24 protein-coding genes and 1 tRNA gene are annotated in these 20237 nt (G+C 60.5%); 12 read left to right on the top strand and 13 right to left on the bottom strand.

Going from position 1 to position 20237, the window contains the following annotated elements; translation table 11 throughout:
- Nucleotides 1-62: 62 nt before the first annotated feature.
- On the top strand, nt 63-1031 hold the full coding sequence (locus tag TL5118_RS10615; RefSeq protein ID WP_058244988.1) for a calcium/sodium antiporter: 969 nt from the start codon (nt 63-65) through the stop codon (nt 1029-1031).
- A 67-nt stretch (nt 1032-1098) separates the two neighbouring features.
- Here TL5118_RS10615 and TL5118_RS10610 read toward each other — a convergent pair whose 3' ends face one another.
- The 8 genes from TL5118_RS10610 to TL5118_RS10575 form a co-directional block, all read right to left on the bottom strand.
- Entirely contained in the window at nt 1099-3300 is a 2202-nt protein-coding gene (locus TL5118_RS10610) for a 3-hydroxyacyl-CoA dehydrogenase NAD-binding domain-containing protein (protein ID WP_058244987.1), read from the bottom strand.
- A gap of 22 nt (nt 3301-3322) precedes the next feature.
- On the bottom strand, nt 3323-4534 hold the full coding sequence (locus TL5118_RS10605; RefSeq protein WP_058244986.1) for an acetyl-CoA C-acetyltransferase: 1212 nt from the start codon (nt 4532-4534) through the stop codon (nt 3323-3325).
- 9 nt (nt 4535-4543) lie between these two features.
- The gene (locus tag TL5118_RS10600) at nt 4544-4837 is read right to left on the bottom strand and encodes a hypothetical protein (protein WP_131727436.1); all 294 of its coding nucleotides are present in this window, start codon (nt 4835-4837) and stop codon (nt 4544-4546) included.
- Between the two features lie 11 nt (nt 4838-4848).
- On the bottom strand, nt 4849-5484 hold the full coding sequence (locus TL5118_RS10595; RefSeq protein WP_058244984.1) for a glutathione S-transferase family protein: 636 nt from the start codon (nt 5482-5484) through the stop codon (nt 4849-4851).
- A gap of 277 nt (nt 5485-5761) precedes the next feature.
- Complete coding sequence (locus TL5118_RS10590; protein WP_058244983.1) at nt 5762-5974, bottom strand: hypothetical protein; 213 nt, start codon at nt 5972-5974, stop codon at nt 5762-5764.
- A 77-nt stretch (nt 5975-6051) separates the two neighbouring features.
- Complete coding sequence (locus tag TL5118_RS10585) at nt 6052-7830, bottom strand: acyl-CoA dehydrogenase C-terminal domain-containing protein (protein ID WP_058244982.1); 1779 nt, start codon at nt 7828-7830, stop codon at nt 6052-6054.
- A gap of 30 nt (nt 7831-7860) precedes the next feature.
- Nucleotides 7861-8265, bottom strand: a complete 405-nt coding sequence (locus tag TL5118_RS10580; protein WP_058244981.1) for a MerR family transcriptional regulator — start codon at nt 8263-8265, stop codon at nt 7861-7863.
- A gap of 255 nt (nt 8266-8520) precedes the next feature.
- Nucleotides 8521-8895 carry a MerR family transcriptional regulator gene (locus TL5118_RS10575; protein ID WP_058244980.1) on the bottom strand — a complete coding sequence of 125 codons (375 nt, stop codon included), beginning with the start codon at nt 8893-8895 and terminating at the stop codon, nt 8521-8523.
- A gap of 113 nt (nt 8896-9008) precedes the next feature.
- Here TL5118_RS10575 and TL5118_RS10570 point away from each other — a divergent pair, with 113 nt between their 5' ends.
- The 3 genes from TL5118_RS10570 to TL5118_RS10560 are packed head-to-tail and all read left to right on the top strand — an operon-like array spanning nt 9009 to nt 11297.
- Nucleotides 9009-9431 carry a PaaI family thioesterase gene (locus tag TL5118_RS10570; RefSeq protein WP_058244979.1) on the top strand — a complete coding sequence of 141 codons (423 nt, stop codon included), beginning with the start codon at nt 9009-9011 and terminating at the stop codon, nt 9429-9431.
- Nucleotides 9431-9940, top strand: a complete 510-nt coding sequence (locus tag TL5118_RS10565) for a PaaI family thioesterase (RefSeq protein WP_058244978.1) — start codon at nt 9431-9433, stop codon at nt 9938-9940. Before TL5118_RS10570 ends, TL5118_RS10565 begins: the two co-directional genes overlap by 1 nt.
- Nucleotides 9933-11297 carry an MATE family efflux transporter gene (locus tag TL5118_RS10560; protein ID WP_058244977.1) on the top strand — a complete coding sequence of 455 codons (1365 nt, stop codon included), beginning with the start codon at nt 9933-9935 and terminating at the stop codon, nt 11295-11297. The genes TL5118_RS10565 and TL5118_RS10560 overlap by 8 nt, the downstream gene beginning before the upstream one ends.
- Before the next feature lie 174 nt (nt 11298-11471).
- Here the strand turns inward: TL5118_RS10560 and arsC are convergent, their stop codons facing one another.
- Genes arsC through TL5118_RS10545 form a run of 3 tightly spaced genes read right to left on the bottom strand, consistent with a single transcriptional unit; the run spans nt 11472 to nt 13200 of the window.
- Nucleotides 11472-11810, bottom strand: a complete 339-nt coding sequence (gene arsC, locus TL5118_RS10555) for an arsenate reductase (glutaredoxin) (protein WP_058244976.1) — start codon at nt 11808-11810, stop codon at nt 11472-11474.
- On the bottom strand, nt 11807-12865 hold the full coding sequence (locus TL5118_RS10550) for a quinone-dependent dihydroorotate dehydrogenase (protein WP_058244975.1): 1059 nt from the start codon (nt 12863-12865) through the stop codon (nt 11807-11809). The genes arsC and TL5118_RS10550 overlap by 4 nt, the downstream gene beginning before the upstream one ends.
- Nucleotides 12862-13200 carry a DUF952 domain-containing protein gene (locus TL5118_RS10545; protein ID WP_058244974.1) on the bottom strand — a complete coding sequence of 113 codons (339 nt, stop codon included), beginning with the start codon at nt 13198-13200 and terminating at the stop codon, nt 12862-12864. Before TL5118_RS10545 ends, TL5118_RS10550 begins: the two co-directional genes overlap by 4 nt.
- A 314-nt stretch (nt 13201-13514) precedes the next feature.
- Between TL5118_RS10545 and TL5118_RS10540 the strand changes: the two genes are divergently transcribed.
- The 8 genes from TL5118_RS10540 to TL5118_RS10505 all read left to right on the top strand — a co-directional run bounded on the left by TL5118_RS10540 (nt 13515) and on the right by TL5118_RS10505 (nt 19023).
- A complete protein-coding gene (locus TL5118_RS10540; RefSeq protein ID WP_058244973.1) occupies nt 13515-15074 on the top strand; it encodes a bifunctional metallophosphatase/5'-nucleotidase in 1560 nt (519 codons plus the stop codon).
- A gap of 93 nt (nt 15075-15167) precedes the next feature.
- On the top strand, nt 15168-15605 hold the full coding sequence (fosX, locus tag TL5118_RS10535; RefSeq protein WP_058244972.1) for a FosX/FosE/FosI family fosfomycin resistance hydrolase: 438 nt from the start codon (nt 15168-15170) through the stop codon (nt 15603-15605).
- Between the two features lie 9 nt (nt 15606-15614).
- Nucleotides 15615-15923 (top strand): DnaJ family domain-containing protein, encoded by a 309-nt coding sequence (locus TL5118_RS10530; protein WP_058244971.1) that lies wholly within the window; start codon nt 15615-15617, stop codon nt 15921-15923.
- Nucleotides 15924-15926: 3 nt separating this feature from the next.
- Complete coding sequence (locus tag TL5118_RS10525; protein ID WP_058244970.1) at nt 15927-16598, top strand: SOS response-associated peptidase; 672 nt, start codon at nt 15927-15929, stop codon at nt 16596-16598.
- Nucleotides 16599-16865: 267 nt separating this feature from the next.
- On the top strand, nt 16866-17648 hold the full coding sequence (locus tag TL5118_RS10520) for an energy-coupling factor ABC transporter ATP-binding protein (protein ID WP_082626414.1): 783 nt from the start codon (nt 16866-16868) through the stop codon (nt 17646-17648).
- Nucleotides 17629-18228, top strand: coding sequence for an energy-coupling factor transporter transmembrane component T family protein (locus TL5118_RS10515; RefSeq protein WP_058244969.1), 600 nt, complete (start codon nt 17629-17631; stop codon nt 18226-18228). Before TL5118_RS10520 ends, TL5118_RS10515 begins: the two co-directional genes overlap by 20 nt.
- A gap of 46 nt (nt 18229-18274) precedes the next feature.
- Nucleotides 18275-18814, top strand: coding sequence for a biotin transporter BioY (locus tag TL5118_RS10510; RefSeq protein ID WP_058244968.1), 540 nt, complete (start codon nt 18275-18277; stop codon nt 18812-18814).
- A 135-nt stretch (nt 18815-18949) separates the two neighbouring features.
- A tRNA-Gly gene (locus TL5118_RS10505) sits at nt 18950-19023 on the top strand.
- A 41-nt stretch (nt 19024-19064) separates the two neighbouring features.
- Here TL5118_RS10505 and TL5118_RS10500 read toward each other — a convergent pair.
- On the bottom strand, nt 19065-19691 hold the full coding sequence (locus TL5118_RS10500) for a LysE family translocator (protein WP_058260790.1): 627 nt from the start codon (nt 19689-19691) through the stop codon (nt 19065-19067).
- Nucleotides 19684-20157 carry an Lrp/AsnC family transcriptional regulator gene (locus tag TL5118_RS10495; RefSeq protein WP_058244967.1) on the bottom strand — a complete coding sequence of 158 codons (474 nt, stop codon included), beginning with the start codon at nt 20155-20157 and terminating at the stop codon, nt 19684-19686. The genes TL5118_RS10500 and TL5118_RS10495 overlap by 8 nt, the downstream gene beginning before the upstream one ends.
- Nucleotides 20158-20237 lie beyond the last annotated feature (80 nt).

Genomic DNA, 20237 nt, shown 5'->3' with positions numbered 1-20237 from the left:
GACCCTCGCAATGGCGCAAAAAGGGGCTAAGCTGATCCTTGTGTGAATGACGAGGTGATCAGATGACTGCGGCGCTGCTGGTATTGCTTGGCCTTGTTGGGCTTGTCCTTGGAGGCGAGATGCTGGTGCGGGGGTCCGTTTCTGTCGCCAAGGGGTTCGGCCTGTCGCCCATGGTGATCGGGCTGACGCTGGTGGGCTTTGGCACCTCATCTCCGGAACTGGTGACCAGCCTGCAGGCGGCCTTGTCCGGGTCTTCGGGCATTGCGGTGGGCAATGTGGTTGGCAGCAACATCGGCAATATCCTGTTGATCCTTGGCGTTGCGGCCTTGATGGCGCCAGTGGCGGTGGATCCACGGGCGTTTCAACGGGACGGGCTGGTGATGATCGCGGCCACCACGGCCTGTTTGATCGTTGTCCTGAACGGCGAAGCCACGCGGCCGATTGGGGCGCTGTTCTTCTTTTCACTCTGTGTCTATCTGGCCGCAACGCTGTGGTATGAGATGCGGCATCAGGGTTCCCCTTCGGGGGAGGTTTATGAGGCCGAAGCAGAGGCCGTGCCGGGGCCAGACCTGGCGCTGGGCCCATCGCTGATGATTGCTGTGGCCGGGCTGGTTGTGACGGTGCTGGGCGCGCGGGCCTTGGTGTCAGGCGCCGTCAGCATTGCCGAGGCGGCGGGCCTGTCTGAGGCGGTGATCGGCCTGACCATTGTGGCGATCGGCACCTCCATGCCGGAACTGGCCACCGCCGTGATTGCCGTGCGCAAAGGCGAAGGTGACGTGGCCCTGGGCAATGTGCTGGGCAGCAATATTTTCAACATTTTGGGCATCTTAGGCATCACGGCCTGGGTGCAACCGATGCAGATCCCGGCTGAGATCATGCGCCTTGATATCTGGGTTCTGGTGGCGGCATCGCTGGTGCTGATGCTGTTTGCCCGCACACGTTGGACCGTCAGCCGGCGGGAGGGCGCGTCGTTTGTGCTGTGCTACGGGATCTATCTGACGGTGCTGCTGACCATGGCCACCGGGACCTGATAGCTTTGCCCAAACGAAAACGCGCCCAGGGATCCCGAGGCGCGTTTGCTGTTCTTAACCGGTGCCTTTAGGCGGCTTTTGCAGCAGCCTTGTCAAACCGACCGTAGAAGCTCTGACCCTTGTCGCCCATTTCCTTCAGCAGGGCAGGCGGGGTGAAGCGATCGCCATAGGTTTCGGCCAGTTCTGCGCAACGCTCAGCCGCATAGGGTGTGCCGATGATGTCGAGCCAACTGAACGGGCCGCCGGACCAAGGTGCAAAACCCCAGCCGAGGATCGCGCCGACGTCGCCTTCGCGGATGTCTTCCAACACGCCCTCTTCCAGCGATTTCACCGCTTCCAACACCTGCGCAAACATCAGACGGTGCTGCACGTCGATCAGCGAGGGCTGATCCGCGGCAACCGGGCAACGTTCGCCCAGACCTTCCCACAGACCCTGACGTTTGCCTTTTTCGTCATAGGCATAGAAACCCGCGGCGGATTTACGGCCCAGACGGCCCTCTTCCACCATGGCGTACATTAGATCATCCACCGGTCCCATATCGGCAGGGTAGGCATCGCCCATCGCTGCTTTGGTCGCTTTGGAGATCTTCACACCCAGTTCCAGCGAGGTCTCATCGATCAGCTGCAGCGGGCCCAGCGGGAAGCCCAGCTGACGTGCGGCGTTTTCGATCAGCGCCGGGGCGACGCCTTCGGTGACCATCCGCGCACCTTCGTTCAGGTAGGGGATGATGCAGCGGTTGGCGTAGAAGAACCGTTCGTCATTCACAACGATCGGGGTCTTGCGGATCTGGCGCACGTAATCCAGCGCCTTGGCCACCGCGCGGTCACCGGTTTCCTTGCCTTTGATGATCTCCACCAGCAGCATCTTCTCAACAGGGGAGAAGAAGTGGATGCCGATGAACTGCTCAGGCCGGCTGGAGGCTTTGGCCAGACCGGTGATCGGCAGGGTCGAGGTGTTGGAGGCGAAGATGCAATCCTCTGAGATCACAGCCTCAACCGCTTTGGTCACCTCGGCCTTGATGCCGACGTCTTCGAACACGGCTTCAATGATCAGATCGGCGTCAGCGAGGGCAGCATAATCGGTGGTCGCGGTGATCAGGCCAAGCACTTGCTCTTTCTTCTCAGCCGTGGCTTTGCCGCGTTTGATGCCCTTGTCCATATAGGTCTCGGTATAGGCTTTGCCTTTGTCCGCGGCCTCTTGTTTCTGGTCGATCAGAACCACTTCGATACCGGCCATGGCCGAAACAAGCGCAATGCCTGCGCCCATCATGCCGGCGCCCAGAACGCCCACTTTCTTGACGGTCTCATCGGCAACGGCGGGACGGTTGGCGCCTTTTTCCAGCGCTTCCTTGTTGATGAAGAGCGACCGGATCATTGCAGCGGAGGAGGGGTTCATCAGCACGTTGGTGAACCAACGGGCCTCAATCTTGATGGCGGTGTCGAAGGGCACCAATGCACCTTCATAAACCGCGCTCAAGAGCGCCTTGGCAGCCGGGAAGGCACCTTGGGTGTTGCCGTTCACCATGGCCGAGGCCCCAACGAAGGTCTGGAAACCAGCCGGGTGATAAGGGGCACCGCCGGGCATTTTGTAGCCCTTTTCATCCCAGGGCTTCACGATCTTCGGTTCAGACAGCACCCATTCACGCGCCGCCGCCATTGGATCATCAGAAACCTCATCCACCAGACCGGCCGCTTTGGCCTTCGCGGGGTTCAGCTGTTTGCCCTGCAACAGGTAGGGCGAGGCGCCCATGGCCCCCAGCTTGCGGACCAGACGGGTGGTGCCGCCCATGCCGGGGAAGATGCCGACCATGATTTCCGGCAGGCCGATCTTGGCTTTGGGGTTGTTGGCGACAAAGGTGCGGTGACAGCTGAGCGGGATCTCAAAACCAATGCCAAGCGCGGTGCCGGGCATTACACAGGCAACAGGCTTGCCGCCTTTGTTGGTCTTCGGGTCCATGCCGGCACGCTCAATCTTGCGCAGGATGCCGTGCATTTTCATCAGCCCGTCAAACAGGCCCTGTTCCGGGCTGTCACCAGCCATTTCTTTCATCTTGGCAATCACGTTCAGGTCCATGCCGCCGGCAAAAGAGCCCGCTTTGCCTGAGGTGATGATGATGCCTTTTACGGCGTCATCTGCTAGCGCGTCATCCATCAGAGCGTCTAGATCATAGAACCCCTGCTCATTCATGACGTTCATGGATTTGCCCTGAGTGTCCCAGGTGATGGTGGCGATGCCCTCGGCATCTTTGTTCATGGTAAAGTCAGTCATAATCTCAACTCTTCCCCTGGGGTTACACGCGTTCGATCACGGTGGCGGCGCCCATGCCGGAGGCCACGCAGAGGGTGGCCAGACCAACCTCTTTGTCCTGACGCTCCAGCTCGTCCAGCAGGGTGCCGATGATGATGGCACCGGTGGCGCCCAGCGGGTGACCCAGCGCGATGGAACCGCCGTTCACGTTGACCAGCGACGGATCAACATCAAAGGCCTGCTGGAAGCGCAGCACAACCGATGCAAAGGCTTCGTTCACTTCAAACAGGTCGATGTCCGAAATGGACATGCCGCTGTCAGCCAGCAGTTTTTCGGTCACCGGAACCGGACCGGTCAGCATGATGGTCGGATCGGTGCCGATTTTGGCGGTGGCGCGGATGCGGGCGCGCGGCGTCAGGCCGAACTTCTTGCCGAACTCTTCGTTGCCCAACAGAACACCTGCGGATCCGTCCACGATACCGGACGAGTTACCGGCGTGGTGGATGTGGTTGATCTTTTCCAGATGTGGGTATTTCAGCAGCGCCACCTTGTCGAACCCGGGCATCATTTCACCCAGATCCTTAAACGCCGGCTTCAGCGCGCCCAGGGCCTGCATGTCAGTACCGGGGCGGGGGTATTCATCACGGTCCAGAATGGTCAGACCGTTGACGTCCTTGACCGCAATCACCGATTTGTCGAAACGGCCATCGGCCATCGCCTCAGCGGCGCGGCGCTGCGATTCAACGGCCAATGCGTCGGCCTGATCGCGGGTGAAGCCATATTCGGTTGCGATGATATCGGCCGAAATGCCCTGCGGGACAAAATAGCGGTCCATCGCCACGGAAGGATCCGCTGCAACAGCCGCGCCGTCGCTGCCCATCGGCACGCGGCTCATCATCTCAACACCACCGGCGATGTAGCCATCGCCTGCGCCACCGGCGATCTGGTTGGCGGCAAGGTTCACAGCCTCCATGCCCGAGGCGCAAAAGCGGTTGATCGACAGGCCGGGGATACGCTCATCCAGGTCCGAGGCCAGCACGGCGGTCCGCGCCAGGCAGGCGCCCTGTTCCATCACCTGGGTGGCATTGCCCCAGATCACATCCTCGACGGCGTGGCCGTCCAGATTGTTGCGCTCTTTCAGCGCGTTCAGCACATTGGCCGAAAGGCGCGAGGCGGTCACCTCGTGTAGCGAGCCATCCTTGCGGCCCTTGCCACGCGGGGTGCGCAGCGCGTCGTAGATATATACGTCAGTCATAGGATCTCCTTAAGAGCTATGGATGATACTGGCTGCCTCGAAACAATCGAAGCAGACGAAGGTGAACAACAAGCCTGCATCGGCGAAGCAAATTGAGTCGCCGATCGAGTCTAGTTGCGAAACAAAGGTCATAGCGACAGTGCAGCTAGGGCAGTTTGGCAGTGCAACCTCTGCCGGCAAGTCAGCAGCTCCACCTACCTTCGAGCGCGTGCCAACATCGTCATCGGCCCAGTCAAACCCCTGAGCGGAAATTGCGTCTTCCGAGCGCGGTTCTAACACGATCTTGAATTCAGGAAGTTTCATGCTCAGATCCACTAGGTCCGGTCCGAGGGGTGGCCGGGCATCAGGTCATAGGGGTGTTTCCAGCCTTTGAGCCTCGAGATATTGTCGAGCCAGCGGTCGATGTTGGACCACTCTTTGCGGTCAAAACCGAAAGGTTCGGGGTAGTAGAGGTAGCCGCAGCAGGAAATGTCGGCATTGGTGATGCCATTGCCCACAATCCAGTCGCGCCCCTCCAGATGTTTGTTCAGCACGGCATAGGCGGCCTTCAGACGGCCCTGCATGAAGGGGATCACCTGCTGCGGGCGCTTGTCCTCGGGCAGGAAGTTCATCAGGAACCGGGTCATGCCGGCCTGGCTGGACAGTTTGTGATTGTCCCACAGCACCCAGCGCAGCACATCGTATTTCTCGGCGTTGCTGCCGCCGAACTTGCCGGTTTTGTCGGTGATATATTGCTGGATCACGCCGGATTGGCTGAGCTTCACATCGCCGTCCACCAGAACCGGCGCTTCGCCCATGGCGTTGACGTTTTCCAGATACTCCGGCTGGCGGGCTGCGCCGTTGAAGAAGTCAACAAACACCGGCTCCCAGTCGAGACCGGAAAGCTGCAGCGCCAGCGCTGCCTTGTAGGAATTACCGCTTTCGCCGAAGCAATGCAGTTTGATGGTCATGGTCTTCCTCCCGAAGCGCGCGGCCTACGGCTGCGTCGTTTTTTGAGTATTTTTGGCAAGATGAAAGCCTTGGGCTTTGTGCAAGTAACGCACTGTTAAGGTTAACCCGCTAGCCTAACCATGCGTCACAGCCTGGAGAGGCGATGGGCGCGCAAGGTGAAACCCCGCGCCATACTCTCCTGAAAGGGACCAGTGTGGCCGGGGCGCCGCGCCCTCAATTCATCTTGCCAAAAATACTCATTCTCCCGTCATTTTCCCCCGCGCTACCGCAGCGGATTTAGCGTTTGCGGGCGTCCAGCGTTGCGTTGAACAGCCGCAGTTTATGGCCGAAGTTTTCCTCATCGATTACCCCGTCGAGGTTTTCAAACAGGAAGGAAATCGCCTCGCCCTCGTCCAGCCCGGCCTCTTGCGAAAACCTCTTCAGGCGCCGGTAGGCGTCCTCGGTCATCGCGATGGGCATGCGGCGGGTCAGGCGAAAACGTTTCGGCATCGGTCCTCCCATGACCCATGACAGGTCAAAACCAACAGGGGCAGGGCGGGCCCGAAGGCCCACCCCGTTTAGATCGTTCAGAACTGTTCGGCGTCCAGCGCCATCACCGTGTCGGCACCGGTGTTGATGCGCGCCAGGTGCATGGCGGTCGCCGGCAGACGGCGGGCCATGTAGTAGCGGCCGGTGGCCAGTTTGGTTTCATAGAACGCCTTGTCCGATGCACCGCCGTCCAGCGCTTCCTGCGCGGCCTTGGCCATCTGCGCCCACACCAGGCCGAGGCAGACATGACCGAAGAGGTGCATGAAGTCGTAAGAGCCCGAAAGCGCCGCGTTGGGGTTTTTCATGCCGTTCTGCATGAAGAACATGCCGGCCGCCTGCAGATCCTTGGAGGCGGCTTTCAGCGGCTCCATGAAGTCGGCTTTCAGGGCTTCGTTTTCGGCGTTTTCTTTGAGGAAGGATTTGACCAGATCAAAGAAGGCCATCACATGCTTGCCACCGTCCTGGGCCAGTTTACGGCCAACCAGATCCAGCGCCTGAACGCCGTTGGCGCCTTCGTAGATCATGGCGATCCGGGCGTCGCGGGTGAACTGGGACATGCCCCATTCTTCGATGTAGCCGTGACCACCGTAGACCTGCTGGGCCTGCACGGTCATGTCGTAGCCCTCATCGGTCAGGAAGCCTTTGATCACCGGGGTCAGCAGCGAGATCAGGCCGTCGGCGTCTTTGTCGCCGTTGCGGTGTGCCTTGTCGATCATCATCGCGCCCCACAGGAGGAAGGCACGGCCGCCCTCTACGAAGCTTTTCTGATCCATCAGGTTGCGGCGGATGTCGGGGTGCACGATCAGCGGATCGGCCGGGCCATCAGGGTTTTTCACGCCGGTCACATCGCGGCCCTGCAGGCGGTCCTTGGCGTAGATCAGCGCGTTCTGGTAGGCGGCTTCGGCCTGAGCCATGCCCTGCATGCCGACGCCCAGACGGGCCTCGTTCATCATGGTGAACATGGCGCGCATGCCTTTGTGTTCGGTGCCCAGCAGGTAGCCGGTGGCCTCATCGTAGTTCATCACACAGGTTGAGTTGCCGTGGATGCCCATTTTCTCTTCGAGGTTGCCACAGCTGACGCCGTTGCGGGCGCCGAGCGAGCCGTCTTCGTTCACGATGAACTTGGGCACGATGAACAGGGACACGCCTTTGATGCCCTCGGGGCCGCCGGGGATCTTGGCCAGCACCAAGTGGATGATATTGGAGGCCATTTCATGTTCGCCCGCCGAGATGAAGATCTTCTGGCCGGAGATTTTGAACGAGCCATCGTCCTGCGGTTCTGCTTTGGTGCGCATCAGACCCAGATCGGTGCCGCAATGCGGTTCGGTCAGGTTCATGGTGCCGGTCCATTCACAGCTGATCATATTGGGCAGATAGGTTTCTTTCTGCTGGTCGGTGCCGTGGGCCAGAATGGCCGATGCCGCGCCGTGGGTCAGGCCCTGGTACATGGTGAAGGCCTGGTTTGAGGCCGAGAACATTTCACCAACCGCGGTGCCCATCACATAGGGCAGGCCCTGGCCGCCGAACTCTTCGGGCATGTCCAGACCGGTCCAGCCACCTTCGCGGACCTGATCAAACGCTTCCTGGAAGCCGGTTGGCACGCGCACAACACCGTTGTCCAGTGAACAGCCTTCCTTGTCGCCCACCACGTTCAGCGGGGCCAGCACCTCGGAGGTGATCTTGCCAGCTTCTTCCAGCACGGCGGAGGTGAAGTCAGCCTCCAGATCGCTGTAGCCGGGGATGTCGGACTGGCTGACGTTCAACAGGTCATGCAGGACAAACTGCAGGTCCTTGGTGGGGGCGGTATAGCTAGGCATGTCTCTCTCCCAAGTAACGAAGGGCCGCGATCACTCTGCGGCGTTTTTTTGCTCCTGAAGTGAGACGATCATTTCGGCGCCCCATTTCATTTGTTCCTTCAGCTCGTCGATCGCTTCTTCCAGTTCGTCGCGCTGGCGGATCATGTCATCCAGACGCTGCTGGGCCACTTCATAGGTGCGGCTCAGCTGGGTCAGCTGGGCGTCGCCCATGTCATAGAGGTCCAGAAGCTGGCGGATTTCCTCCAGCGAGAACCCAAAACGTTTACCGCGCAGGATCAATTTCAAGCGGGCGCGGTCACTTTTGGTGAACAGCCGTTTCTGCCCTTCCCGGATCGGGAACAGCAGTTCCTTTGCTTCGTAGAAGCGCAGGGTACGCGGGGTGACCTGAAATGCGTCGCACATTTCGCGGATGGTCATTGTGTCTTCTTCGGTCATTTTTCACGCTTTCCATATGGGCCCAGGAAGACAGAGCTTGAGCTGTGTCTTAGGGCTACACCACTGATTTACGTTTACGTAATTAATACGTCGCGTCACTTTGGATGTTGACGTAGGATCAATCAAGGTAATCTTTTTGACGGGCGGGAATGACGCTCCGTCAAAACGCAAAAAGCACCCGCTATGGGTGCTTTCTAGGGTGTTTCCCGTGCATGTACGGTGAATTTTGCCCTGATTTTTACGGTTTGTGTAGAATCAGCGACCGTCGAGGGCCGCCAGGGTGTCATCATGCAGGCTCTGCAATTCGTCGATGGCTTCGTCGATTTGCTGACGCTGCTCAGCCAGCTGTTTCAGCTGATTTGAGGCCATCACCACCCAGGCCTTCTGCTGAGCCACATCGCCTTCGTCATCGCGGATCAGCAGCCACTGGCGGATCTCTTCCAGTGGGAAGCCGAATTTCCGGCCACGCAGGATCAGGGTCATCCGGGCCACTTCGCGGTGGCCATAGAAACGGGACCGCCCCTGCCGTTCGGGCTGCAGCAGCTCGATATACTCATAATAACGCAAAGTTCGTGGCGTGACGTCAAACTTGGCGCACATCTCTTTAAAGGACAGTCTGATTTCGGACATAACGCGGTGCTCCCTTGGCGGCAAACTAGGGTCTCGCGGGCAGGAGGGCAACCGTTGGTCTTGCGAATTGAGACCGGAGGCGGTCTTATCGGCGCAGCACAAGAGGGTATGAGATGAGTGAAGAACACACCAAAGCTGCGCAGCAGTTTATCGAGGCGATTCCACACGCTAAGGCGCTGGGCATGGTTTTCACCAACGTCAGTGACGGGCAGGCGGAGATGCAGATGCCCTATGACGAACGTTTCATCGGCGATCCCGAAAGCGGGGTGATTCATGGTGGGGCGGTCTTTGCCCTTTTGGACACCACCTGTGGCGCGGCCGTGATGGCCCATCCTGAGGTGAAGGGCACCACCGCAACCATCGATCTGCGCATTGATTACATGCGTCCCGCCACCCCTGGGCAGGCGATCCGCACCCGCGCGACCTGTTATCGGGTCACCCGGTCAGTGGCCTTTGTGCGTGCTGAAGCCTTGGATGACAATGAGGCCTCCCCGGTGGCCAGCGCCACCGGCGCCTTTGTGGCGGAGAAGAAGTAATGGCCCATAAACGTCCCGAACCGGTTCAGGTGGTAAAACAACGCCGGGATGCGGCGCTGAACGCGCTGGTCGACAGCATTCCCTACATCAAGTTTCTTGGCATTGAGTTTGATCGACGCGGCGATGAGCTGACCGCGATCATGCCCTTCAAAGATGAGCTGATCGGCAACCCCTTTCTGCCGGCGCTGCATGGTGGTGCGACGGCGGCCTTCCTTGAGATGACCGCAATCATCGGCCTCAGCTGGGCCACGCTGTGGGAAGATATCGAAAGCGGCCAGCTGGAGGCCGAGGCGCTGGTCGCCGGGAAAATGCCGCCGCTGCCCAAAACCATCGACTTTACCGTGGACTACCTGCGCTCCGGCTTGCCGCGGGATGCCTATGCGCGGGCGCAGATCAACCGGTCCGGGCGGCGCTACGGTTCGGTGCATGTGGAGGCCTGGCAGGACAATCGCGCCCGGCCCTACGCACAGGCGACCGGCCATTTCCTGATGCCCTCGCGTGATGACTGACAGTCGCAGCTCTGGTCACAGCCCTGAGGCTGAGATCACCCATAAACGGGTGCTCAACATCGCCATTCCGATTGTGCTGTCCAATGCCACCGTGCCCTTGCTGGGGGCGGTGGACACCGGTGTTGTTGGCCAGATGGGGCAGGCGGTGCCGATCGGGGCGGTTGGCGTCGGGGCGATCTTTCTCAGCGCGATCTACTGGATGTTTGGCTTCCTGCGGATGGGCACCACCGGGCTGGTCAGCCAGGCGCTGGGCGCCGGGCGATCCGGTGAGGTTGCAGCGCTGCTGACCCGTGCACTGTTGATCGCGGGCCTTGGCGGGGTTGCGGTCATTCTGCTGCAGATGCCCCTGTTCTGGGCCGCCTTTCAGATCTCGCCCGCCTCACCCGAGGTGGAGGCACTGGCGCGGGACTATATGCAGATCCGGGTCTATTCGGCCCCTGCCGCCATTGCGGTTTATGGCCTGACCGGCTGGTTGATCGCGCAGGAACGCACCCGCGCCGTCTTTGCCCTGCAAATCTGGATGAACGGGCTGAACATCCTGCTGGACCTGTGGTTTGTGCTGGGGCTGGGCTGGGGTGTGGAGGGCGTGGCCATTGCCACCTTCCTGGCCGAATGGAGTGGTGCCCTGATGGGGCTGTGGCTGTGCCGGGCGGGTTTTTCCAATGCGGCCTGGCGCGATTGGGCGCGGGTGTTTGACCGGGTGGCGCTGCGCCACATGATGGCGGTCAATTCAGACATCCTGCTGCGGTCCCTGATGTTGCAGGCGATTTTCCTCTCCTTCCTGCTGACAGGCGCAGGCTTTGGCGACACGACGCTGGCTGCCAATCAGGTGCTACTGCAATTCCTCAATATCACCGCCCATGGGCTGGATGGCTTTGCCTTCGCGGTCGAGGCGATGGTGGGGCAGTACTTCGGCGCGGGCCTCAAGCGGCACATGCGTCGCGCGGCACTCTTGGCGACGATCTGGGGTGTGGTGGTTTCGGTGCTGATGGCGCTGGGCTTTGCCCTGTTTGGCGGGATGATCATCGACACAATGACCACTGCCGAGGATGTGCGTGCCGGTGCGCGCGCCTTCCTGCCCTATCTGGTGCTGTGCCCCGTTGTGGGGTTGGCCTCATGGATGCTGGATGGGGTGTTTATTGGCGCCACAGCCACCCGCGATATGCGCAATATGATGGCGATCAGCCTTGCGGTTTACCTGGCCTCGGTCGCGCTGCTGGTGCCTTCCTTAGGCAACCACGGTCTGTGGATATCTATGTTGGTAAGTTTCGTGATCCGGGCCGTCACCTTGGCAGCGCGTTACCCAAGCCTGGAAGCCCGGGCTGAGGCCAACAGACCCGCCGCAATGGCCGGTTGATCTGCGATACACAGCCTGTGGAAAATCTGGGGATGTTTGCCTTAAGTTACCGAGGGGCGGACCGGATGCGCCACTGTGGATGAACTAAGATATAGCACTGATTTAGATAAGAAAAAGCGATTACCCACCGGCACGTGGCCTGTGGGTAATCAAGCGCATCTAGGGGAGCCGACGTTACAGGATATCCAGCACCTGTTCCGGCGGGCGGCCAATCGCGGCCTTGCCGTTGGCCAAGACCACCGGACGTTCGATCAGGACAGGATTTTGTGCCATTGCGGCGATCAAACCGGCCTCAGGATCGCTTTTGGACAACTCCAGCTCTTTGAAGCGTTTTTCCTTCACGCGCATCAGCTCCACCGCTGAAAGACCCAGCAGGTTCAGCACCTCTTGGATCTCGGAAACGCTGGGGGCGTCATCCAGGTAACGGCGGATGGTCACCTCACCCTTTTCTTCGATCAGGGCCAGGGTCTGGCGCGATTTGGAACAGCGCGGGTTGTGCCAGATGGTTATCACAGCCAGTCCTCCCGTTTGTGGCCCACGGCGTCGGCAACATTGGTGAAGCCGTCCTGCTCCAGCAACCGGTCCAGCCCGCGGGCAATCTCAGCCCCGAGGCTGAGCCCGCCGTAGATCAGCGCGGTGTAAAGCTGCACGGCCGAGGCGCCGGCGCAGATCTTGGCATAGGCCTCTGCCGCCGATGAAATCCCGCCTACACCGATGATCGGCAGACGCCCGTCCAGCTGCTTGGACAGCTGCGCCAGCACCCGGGTCGATTTGTCAAACAGCGGCGCGCCAGACAGGCCACCGGCCTCTGCGGCATGGGGGCTTTGCAACCCGTCGCGCGACAGGGTGGTGTTGGTGGCAATCACCGCATCGATCCCGGTAGACAGCGCCACCTCACCAATTTCAGCGATTTCCGCGCCGGTCAGATCAGGGGCGATCTTCAGGAAGATCGGGATTGGCCGGTCCAGCGCATTGCGGGCGTCAACCACACCGTTCAGCAGGCTGGTCAGCGCCGCCGCGCCCTGCAGGTCGCGCAGTTTTTCGGTGTTCGGCGACGACACGTTGACCGTCGCGAAATCTAAGTTTGCGCCGGTGTGGGCCAGAACACGGGCAAAATCGCTGGCGCGGTCTTCGCTGTCTTTGTTGGCGCCAAGGTTCAGCCCCAGCACCATATCGCGCGGACGCTGCGACAGGCGGGTGCCGATGGCCTCCATCCCGTCGTTGTTGAAGCCAAAGCGGTTGATCGCGGCGCGGTCTTCGGACAGGCGGAACAGGCGCGGCTTGGGATTGCCGGGCTGCGGGCGGGGCGTGGCCGCGCCCACCTCCACAAAACCAAATCCGGCGCGTGACAGCGGTGACAGCGCTTCGGCGTTTTTGTCAAACCCTGCGGCAATGCCCACCGGGTTGGCCATATTCAGACCCGCGACCGAGGTGCGCAACCGCGCTGAGGTCACCAGCCCCGCCAAAGGCGCGGCGCCCGTGCGTAGCGCTAGCAGCGCCAGACCATGGGCGCGCTCGGGATCCACCCGGTGCAGCGCGCTGAGGCCGATCTTTTCGATCAGCTTCATACTATATCCTCCGGAAACTGATGGCTGCCGTCCACCAAGGGCAAAGGCTTGTGCCACAGAACATCCGCCATCTGCATTTTACGGTAGAGATGCGGGAACAGGGCGCCGCCGCGCGACACTTCCCATTTCAGCGCATCGCCCAGGGCATCCGCCTCCAGCGCAACAAGGGTCAGCCCCTCTTCGGCGGTGAAGTGTTTGGCGGCCGTTTCTGCCGCCTGCGCAGCGGTGGAGAAATGCACAAAGCCGTCGGTGACATCGATCGGCGCACCTGTGGTCTCGCCATGATCGACCAGCACCTGCCATTCGGGTGCCCGGAATATCTTGTATATCAGCATGTCCGCGTGATGCCGCCCCGCGCCGCACCCGTCAAGGCTTCGCCCTGCTGGGGCGCGAAAAACACCGCTTTCAATGTTCCGGAAATACTCAATTTCAAAACATCGCGCCGAATCCCATGGCCGCATTTCGATGGCTGCCCCAGCGTCAGGGCAAAAATCCGAATAAACTCATGCGGGTTTCGTAGCGATTCGGTTACAATTGAGGCCTAACAGCGGTGCTGCACCGGCCTGAAACCACTATGTGGACTGAGTTTTTGACAGTTGGTGCACACCAGTGCAGATTCACGCGATAATAATCAACAGAGAGGAAGACCATGTCCGTTCGTCTACTTGCCTCCGCCGCTGCGCTCGCCCTGAGTGCAGGTGCGGCTGCGGCAGATTTTAATCTGACCGTTTTGCACACCAATGATTTCCACGCCCGTTTTGAACCGATCAGCAAATATGACTCGGGCTGTTCGCCTGACAGCAACGCCGAAGGCAAGTGTTTCGGTGGTTCCGCCCGTCTGGTGACCGCTGTTGAAGCGGCCCGTGCACGCGCCGAGAACTCGATCCTGGTGGACGGCGGTGACCAGTTCCAGGGCACCCTGTTCTACACCTACTACAAAGGCAAACTTGCCGCTGAGATGATGAACAAACTGGGTTACGACGGCATGACCGTTGGCAACCACGAGTTTGACGATGGCCCCGAAGTGCTGCGTGGCTTCATGGATGCGGTGAACTTCCCCGTTTTGATGTCGAACGCTGACGTCAGCCAGGAGCCGCTGCTGGCCGGCAAACTGGCCAAATCGACCGTGATCGAACGTGGTGGCGAAAAGATCGGCATGATCGGCCTGACCCCGCAGGACACCGATGAACTGGCCTCGCCCGGTCCTAACGTTATCTTCACCGACCCGTCTCAGGCGGTTCAGGGTGAAGTTGACAAGCTGACCGCGGAAGGCGTGAACAAGATCATCGTTCTGTCGCACTCGGGCTATGTTGTGGACCAGCAGGTTGCAGCCAACACCACCGGTGTTGACGTGATCGTTGGCGGCCACTCCAACACCTACCTGTCCAACACCTCGGACCGTGCCGAAGGCGCTTACCCGACCATGGTCGGCGGCACTGCAATTGTTTCGGCCTATGCCTACGGCAAATTCCTGGGTGAGCTGAACGTCACCTTCAACGATGCGGGTGAGATTGTCTCGGCCACTGGTGAGCCGATCATCATGGACGCCGCCGTGACCGAAGACGAAGCCACCAAGGCGCGTATCACCGAAGCGGCAGCCCCGCTGGATGAGATCCGCAACAAGGTTGTCGCCTCGGCCGCCGAAGCGATCAACGGTGAGCGTGGCGATTGCCGCGTGAAAGAATGCCAGATGGGCAACCTGGTGGCAGATGCGATGCTGGCCCGTGTGGCCGATCAGGGCATCGACATTGCGATCGCCAACTCCGGTGGTCTGCGCGCCTCCATCGATGCGGGTGATGTGACCATGGGCGAAGTGCTGACCGTGCTGCCGTTCCAGAACACCCTGTCGACCTTCCAGATCAAAGGCTCGACCCTGGTTGAAGCGCTGGAAAACGGTGTGAGCCAGATCGAAGAAGTCAAAGGCCGCTTCCCGCAGGTTGCGGGCATGACCTTCACCGTGGACGTTTCGGCTGAAGTTGGCTCGCGTATTTCGGACGTGATGGTTGGCGGTGCGCCGGTGGATCTGGATAAGGTTTACGGTGCTGTGTCCAACAACTACGTGCGCAACGGCGGCGACGGCTACAAAATGTTCCGTGGCGCCATGAACGCCTATGACTTCGGCCCCGATCTGGCAGACGTCACTGCCGAGTATCTGGCAGAAAACGCGCCTTACACCCCTTACGTGGACGGCCGTATCAAGATGAAGTGATCTGGTCGTTGACCGGAAAACACTGAAACATCAGGACGCGCGGGACAGGGATGTTCCGCGCGTTTTGCATATTGAGGAGCGGAGGAGCCCGCGATGATTGAAGGCCTGTCACATATGACCTTTGTGGTGCGCGATCTGGACCGGATGGAACGGATCCTGATCGAAGTTCTGGGCGCCAAGCGGATCTATGACAGCGGGGCCGAGGGGTTTTCACTCTCGGCTGAGCGGTTTTTTGACGTGGCGGGGTTGTGGATCGCGGTGATGCAGGGCGATCCGCTGCAGGCGCGCAGCTACAATCATGTGGCCTTCAAAGTGTCTGAGGCGGATTTGCCCAAACTGACCGAAAAGGTGAAAGCGCTGGGGTTGGAGGTGAAGCCCCCCAGACCCCGCGTCGAAGGGGAGGGGCAGTCGCTCTACTTCTATGATGAGGACAACCACCTGTTTGAGCTGCACACCGGCACATTGGAACAGCGTTTGGCGCGCTATGAACGGGGTGTATCCGTGCTTCCCCCAGCCAGTGGGTCGGGATAAACTGCGGATATGGACCATCCGCTGATCGATCTTATCAACGCCAAAATCGCCGCCGCTGAGGCAGAGGGTGCTTTTGACAACCTCGAAGGGGCAGGGCAGCCCTTGCCGCAGGTGGAGGATCCGGAAAACCATTTGGTCAACCGGTTGGTCAAAGAGGCCGGCGGCGTTCCTGAATTCGTCAGCCTGTCGCGCGAACTGGCCCGGCTGCGTGAAGAACTGCGCGACACAGGTGACCGCACACGCCGCAAGGAGATCATGACGGAAATGTCGATGATGGAAGCGCGTATTGAGATTGCCCGCAAAGAGCATCGGCGCTGAGCGATGTGCGGGCGCTTTGCGGTAACGCTCCCCAATGATGCGATGGCGCAGCTGTTTCAGGCGGCGCCGGCGAACAATCTGCCCGATGTGCCTAATTACAACGTCTGCCCCACGACGGGCATTCACGTGGTCTATTCTGACGGTGATATGCGGCGGCTCGGGGCGATGCGCTGGGGATTTCTGCCGCATTGGTACAAGGCGCCAAATGATGGGCCGCTGCTGATCAATGCGCGGGCGGAAACCATCGCAGAGAAACCAGCCTTTCGCGCGGCCTGCCGCAGCCGTCGCTGTCTGATCCCGACCTCAGGGTTCTATGAATGGAGTAAGGACAGCGAAGGCAACCGTTTGCCATGGTACATCACCCGGCAGGATCACACGCCGCTGGTGATGGCCGGCATCTGGCAGGATTGGCAGGTTGAGGGGGGCGAAGCGTTGCGCACCTGCGCGGTGGTCACCACCGGCGCCAGCAGCGATATCGATCAGGTGCATCACCGCATGCCGGTGATCCTTGGCCCCGATCAATGGGGCAAATGGCTGGGGGAGGAAGGGCACGGCGCGGCTGCCCTGATGCAGGCAGCGCCGCCGCAGACCCTGCAGCTGCACCGGGTCGACCGGCGCGTAAATTCCAACCGGGCCTCAGGGCCAGAGTTGATCGAACCATTTGAGGAAACGTAACCGACCTATGAGGGAATCTGAGGGAATGTCAGTTGGGGGCGAGGGCCGGTTCCTACCAAGCACGGTAGGCGGATCGGAGGACATGTGACGCCGCAGCACCGCTGTTCAGGCAAGCAAGTCGGGCCAAGCATTTCAGGCAGGAGGTCCCTCGCAATTATAACAACGGCAGCTGGCGCGCCCATTTTAGAAGTTTTTTCGAAAAAAAACGCAGCACCTTGCCATGGCCCTGATTCTCCTTGTACTTCCTGCCCGAACGGAGGACGCCTGATGCACAGCCACGAAGACGGCAACACCCCTGGCCAAAGCGCCGCATCGCAGGTTGAAACGCTGAACCCTGCCTGCAAAGTGGAGATCACAGATCTGCGCTATCTGCGTGATGGTGTTGAGATTTTTAATGGTCTGAACCTGTCTCTGCGGGAACATCGCATCGGGGTGATCGGGCGCAATGGCTCTGGCAAATCGCAACTGGCGCGTCTGATCGCGGGGCTGGCGCCTGCAGATGAGGGAACCGTCACCGTGAACGGCGTTGCGGTGGCCAAAGAGCGCCTGCAGGCGCTGCGCACCGTTGGCATTTTGTTTCAGAACCCCGATCATCAGATCATTTTCCCCACCGTCGGCGAGGAGCTGACCTTTGGTCTGGTGGCACAGGGCATGCCCAAGGATGACGCCCAGGCCAAGGCACGCGTCACGCTGGAAAAGTTCAAACGTCCCGATTGGTATGACCGCTCGATCCAGACGCTCAGCCAGGGGCAGCGCCATCTGGTCTGTCTGATGGCCGTGCTGGCCATGAACCCCGGTGTGATCGTGCTGGATGAACCTTTTGCCGGTCTCGACCTGCCCACCACCCTGTCGCTGACCCGCTATCTGGATGGGGTCAGCCCGGCGTTGATCCACATCAGCCATGATCTGGACGCGCTGGCCGATTATGATCGGGTGCTTTGGGTCGAACAGGGGCGCATTGAACGGGACGGCCCCGCCAAAGAGGTGATCGCGGCCTATGTGGCGGCGATGAAAGGGCAGGGTAGCAGCGATGATTTCGCTGACCTCTGAGGTCCGCACGCCTTACCATTCATGGCCCGCGGGCAGGAAGCTGCTGGGCCTGTGCCTGTTTACCGTCGCAGTCTTCTACCTTGAGCAGAGCGTCGCCGCGCTGCTGGTCATGGGAGCTGTGGCCTGCGCCTATCTGGTGGCAGGGCGGCGCTTTGCCCGGCAGGGGCTGCGGCTGATCCGGCCGGTGTTTTGGGTGTCGCTGATCATTATGACTTACCATGTGCTGACCCGCGATGTTGAGGCAGGGCTGTTGGTGTGTATGCGGCTGGCCACGGCGGTGGCGGCGGCCAATCTGGTGACGCTGACCACCGCGCTGGAGGATATGCTGGATGTGATGGAGCGCCTGATGGCGCGGCTGTTTATCGGTGCCAAGATCCGACGCCGCATTGCCTTGTCGGTGACCCTCGTGATACGTTTCATCCCGGAACTGACCCGTAAGGGCGGCACCTTGATCGAAGCCTGGCGCGCCCGCAGTACCAAGAAATTCAGTTGGAAATTACTGTTACCTTTCGCGCTGTTAGCTCTTGATGATGCAGAACAGGTCGCTGAGGCGTTGAAGGCACGGGGTGGTGTGGAATAAACACCTCTGCGAATACAGTAAAACTACGGAGTTGGGGGAAGGACATATGGAACGCAATCTCACTCAAATCGCATTGTTCGCTGCGCTGATCGCAGCACTGGGGCTGATCCCGAAATTTACCCTGCCGCTGGGCGTACCGATCACCGGTCAGAGCCTGGGCATCATGCTGGCGGGCACTGTTTTGGGGGCAAAACGCGGCGCATTGGCCGTGATCCTGTTCCTGGGTCTGGTGGCGCTGGGCCTGCCGCTGCTGGCGGGCGGCCGCGGTGGTCTGGGCGTGTTCAGCGGTGTGACCGCTGGTTTCCTGTTTGGCTGGGTTGTGGCGGCTTACGTGACTGGCCTGCTGGCTGAGATGTGGGCGGGCAAAGGCGGCTGGATCGCACCGGCCATCGCCTCGGCCATTGGGGGCATTCTGGTGCTCTACCCGATCGGCATCATCGGCATGTACCTTAAGCTGGACGCCACGCTGATGGGGCTGACCCTGTCGATGGGGCCGTTTGTGCCCGGCGACCTGATCAAATGTGTCCTGGCGGGTCTGATCACCCAGGGCCTGCGCAAGGCGCGCCCGGGTTTGGTTGCAGGCTAATACGCGCCAAATAAGCGATTGAAAACGGGGCCCACGAGGCCCCGTTTTTCATGGGTGAGGCAGTGGAACGTCCGGGGTGTGCCGCTTTCTGCTTGACCTCCCCCGGTGCATTTCCTAAACCCTCGCCTACTCTGAGCGGGTATGGTGAAATGGTATCATAAGAGCCTTCCAAGCTTAAGGTGCGGGTTCGATTCCCGCTACCCGCTCCAAACTCCCCTGACAGTGATGCCCTTGCGATCTACTGAGGCCGTTAATGTGTTCCGCTGCCTGCGGTCAGGGCCAGTTGCAGCCCCCAGAGGATCAAGACGCTGCCCGCCAGAAGGTCCAGCCATTTCAGCGCGTTGCCTGTGAGCCGTTTGCGCGCCCAAAGCGCCAGCTGCACCAGGATCAACCACCACAGCGCGGAACCAAGAAACACCCCCAGGACCAAAACATAGGCCGCCTGCCCCCCGGTGCCTGCCGCCGCGCCAAGGCCGGCAATCATGCCGGTGAAGGCAATGATCGTCATCGGGTTCGATAGGGTCAGCAGATAGGTGGTGCCAAAGGCGCTGGCGATGTTTCTGCTAGGGGCCATGTCCGCAGCCTCAGGACGCGGCTGAAAGAAGGCCCGCGCACTCAGCACGCCCAGCACCGCGATCAGCAAACCGCCAAACAGCTGCATTTCGGTCGTGTAACTCAGCAGCAGGCCACTGGCGGCGACCCCTGCCGCAACCAGAAACCCATAGGTGCCATCTGCCGCCGCCGCGCCAAGGCCCGTGGCAAACCCCGCCGCGCGCCCTTCGGTCATGGAGCGGCGAATGCACAGAAGCCCAATGGGGCCGACCGGCACCGCGATGGCAAAGCCCACAGCCAGCCCTTTCAGGAAAACCTCAAACATCTGCGCCCCCAATACCGGCCGGGATTGCAATCGCCGGCGTTTCCTTGGGTGACCCCAGGGTGATGACGGTTTCGGTGCGGGTGATGGCGGGCAGGGGTTTGACCGCTTCGCTCAGAAAGGCCTGCAGCGCCGCGGTGTCTGCCACCCGCAGTTTCATCAGATAGGAGTGCGGGCCGGAGATGTGATGCAGCTCCTGCACCTCATCGCGCTGGCTGAGGGCCGCGACCGCTTCGGCCTCACCTTCATAAGACATGTCGATCAGCACAAAGGCACAAAGCGCCGCGTCAAAGCGATCCGGGCGCAGCGTGGCATGCCAGCCGGTGATGGTGCCACTGTCACTCAATCGCCGGATCCGTTCGTTTGTGGCCGAGACCGACAGGCCAACCATCGCCGCCACATCGGTGGAGGAGGTGCGGGCGTTCTGTTGCAGGATGTCGCAGATTTTGCGGTCGGTGCTGTCAATCACGGTAATATCTCCTGCGTAACGTATTAATTGTGTGTTATTTGTCGGCTGAAGAGATGTGAGTCAACAAAAATTACGGCGCT

This window comes from Thalassovita autumnalis, from assembly GCF_001458255.1.
In the GTDB taxonomy this organism is placed as follows: domain Bacteria; phylum Pseudomonadota; class Alphaproteobacteria; order Rhodobacterales; family Rhodobacteraceae; genus Thalassobius; species Thalassobius autumnalis.
This window is presented reverse-complemented; position numbering and strand designations above follow the sequence as displayed.

Excerpts from the sequence above, each read along its gene's own strand:
- TL5118_RS10615 (WP_058244988.1), top strand. The coding sequence starts at position 63 with ATGACTGCGGCGCTGCTGGTATTGCTTGGCCTTGTTGGGCTTGTCCTT.
- TL5118_RS10610 (WP_058244987.1), bottom strand. The coding sequence starts at position 3,300 with ATGACTGACTTTACCATGAACAAAGATGCCGAGGGCATCGCCACCATC.
- TL5118_RS10605 (WP_058244986.1), bottom strand. The coding sequence starts at position 4,534 with ATGACTGACGTATATATCTACGACGCGCTGCGCACCCCGCGTGGCAAG.
- TL5118_RS10600 (WP_131727436.1), bottom strand. The coding sequence starts at position 4,837 with ATGAAACTTCCTGAATTCAAGATCGTGTTAGAACCGCGCTCGGAAGAC.
- TL5118_RS10595 (WP_058244984.1), bottom strand. The coding sequence starts at position 5,484 with ATGACCATCAAACTGCATTGCTTCGGCGAAAGCGGTAATTCCTACAAG.
- TL5118_RS10590 (WP_058244983.1), bottom strand. The coding sequence starts at position 5,974 with ATGCCGAAACGTTTTCGCCTGACCCGCCGCATGCCCATCGCGATGACC.
- TL5118_RS10585 (WP_058244982.1), bottom strand. The coding sequence starts at position 7,830 with ATGCCTAGCTATACCGCCCCCACCAAGGACCTGCAGTTTGTCCTGCAT.
- TL5118_RS10580 (WP_058244981.1), bottom strand. The coding sequence starts at position 8,265 with ATGACCGAAGAAGACACAATGACCATCCGCGAAATGTGCGACGCATTT.
- TL5118_RS10575 (WP_058244980.1), bottom strand. The coding sequence starts at position 8,895 with ATGTCCGAAATCAGACTGTCCTTTAAAGAGATGTGCGCCAAGTTTGAC.
- TL5118_RS10570 (WP_058244979.1), top strand. The coding sequence starts at position 9,009 with ATGAGTGAAGAACACACCAAAGCTGCGCAGCAGTTTATCGAGGCGATT.
- TL5118_RS10565 (WP_058244978.1), top strand. The coding sequence starts at position 9,431 with ATGGCCCATAAACGTCCCGAACCGGTTCAGGTGGTAAAACAACGCCGG.
- TL5118_RS10560 (WP_058244977.1), top strand. The coding sequence starts at position 9,933 with ATGACTGACAGTCGCAGCTCTGGTCACAGCCCTGAGGCTGAGATCACC.
- TL5118_RS10550 (WP_058244975.1), bottom strand. The coding sequence starts at position 12,865 with ATGAAGCTGATCGAAAAGATCGGCCTCAGCGCGCTGCACCGGGTGGAT.
- TL5118_RS10545 (WP_058244974.1), bottom strand. The coding sequence starts at position 13,200 with ATGCTGATATACAAGATATTCCGGGCACCCGAATGGCAGGTGCTGGTC.
- TL5118_RS10540 (WP_058244973.1), top strand. The coding sequence starts at position 13,515 with ATGTCCGTTCGTCTACTTGCCTCCGCCGCTGCGCTCGCCCTGAGTGCA.
- fosX (WP_058244972.1), top strand. The coding sequence starts at position 15,168 with ATGATTGAAGGCCTGTCACATATGACCTTTGTGGTGCGCGATCTGGAC.
- TL5118_RS10530 (WP_058244971.1), top strand. The coding sequence starts at position 15,615 with ATGGACCATCCGCTGATCGATCTTATCAACGCCAAAATCGCCGCCGCT.
- TL5118_RS10525 (WP_058244970.1), top strand. The coding sequence starts at position 15,927 with ATGTGCGGGCGCTTTGCGGTAACGCTCCCCAATGATGCGATGGCGCAG.
- TL5118_RS10520 (WP_082626414.1), top strand. The coding sequence starts at position 16,866 with ATGCACAGCCACGAAGACGGCAACACCCCTGGCCAAAGCGCCGCATCG.
- TL5118_RS10515 (WP_058244969.1), top strand. The coding sequence starts at position 17,629 with ATGATTTCGCTGACCTCTGAGGTCCGCACGCCTTACCATTCATGGCCC.
- TL5118_RS10510 (WP_058244968.1), top strand. The coding sequence starts at position 18,275 with ATGGAACGCAATCTCACTCAAATCGCATTGTTCGCTGCGCTGATCGCA.
- TL5118_RS10500 (WP_058260790.1), bottom strand. The coding sequence starts at position 19,691 with ATGTTTGAGGTTTTCCTGAAAGGGCTGGCTGTGGGCTTTGCCATCGCG.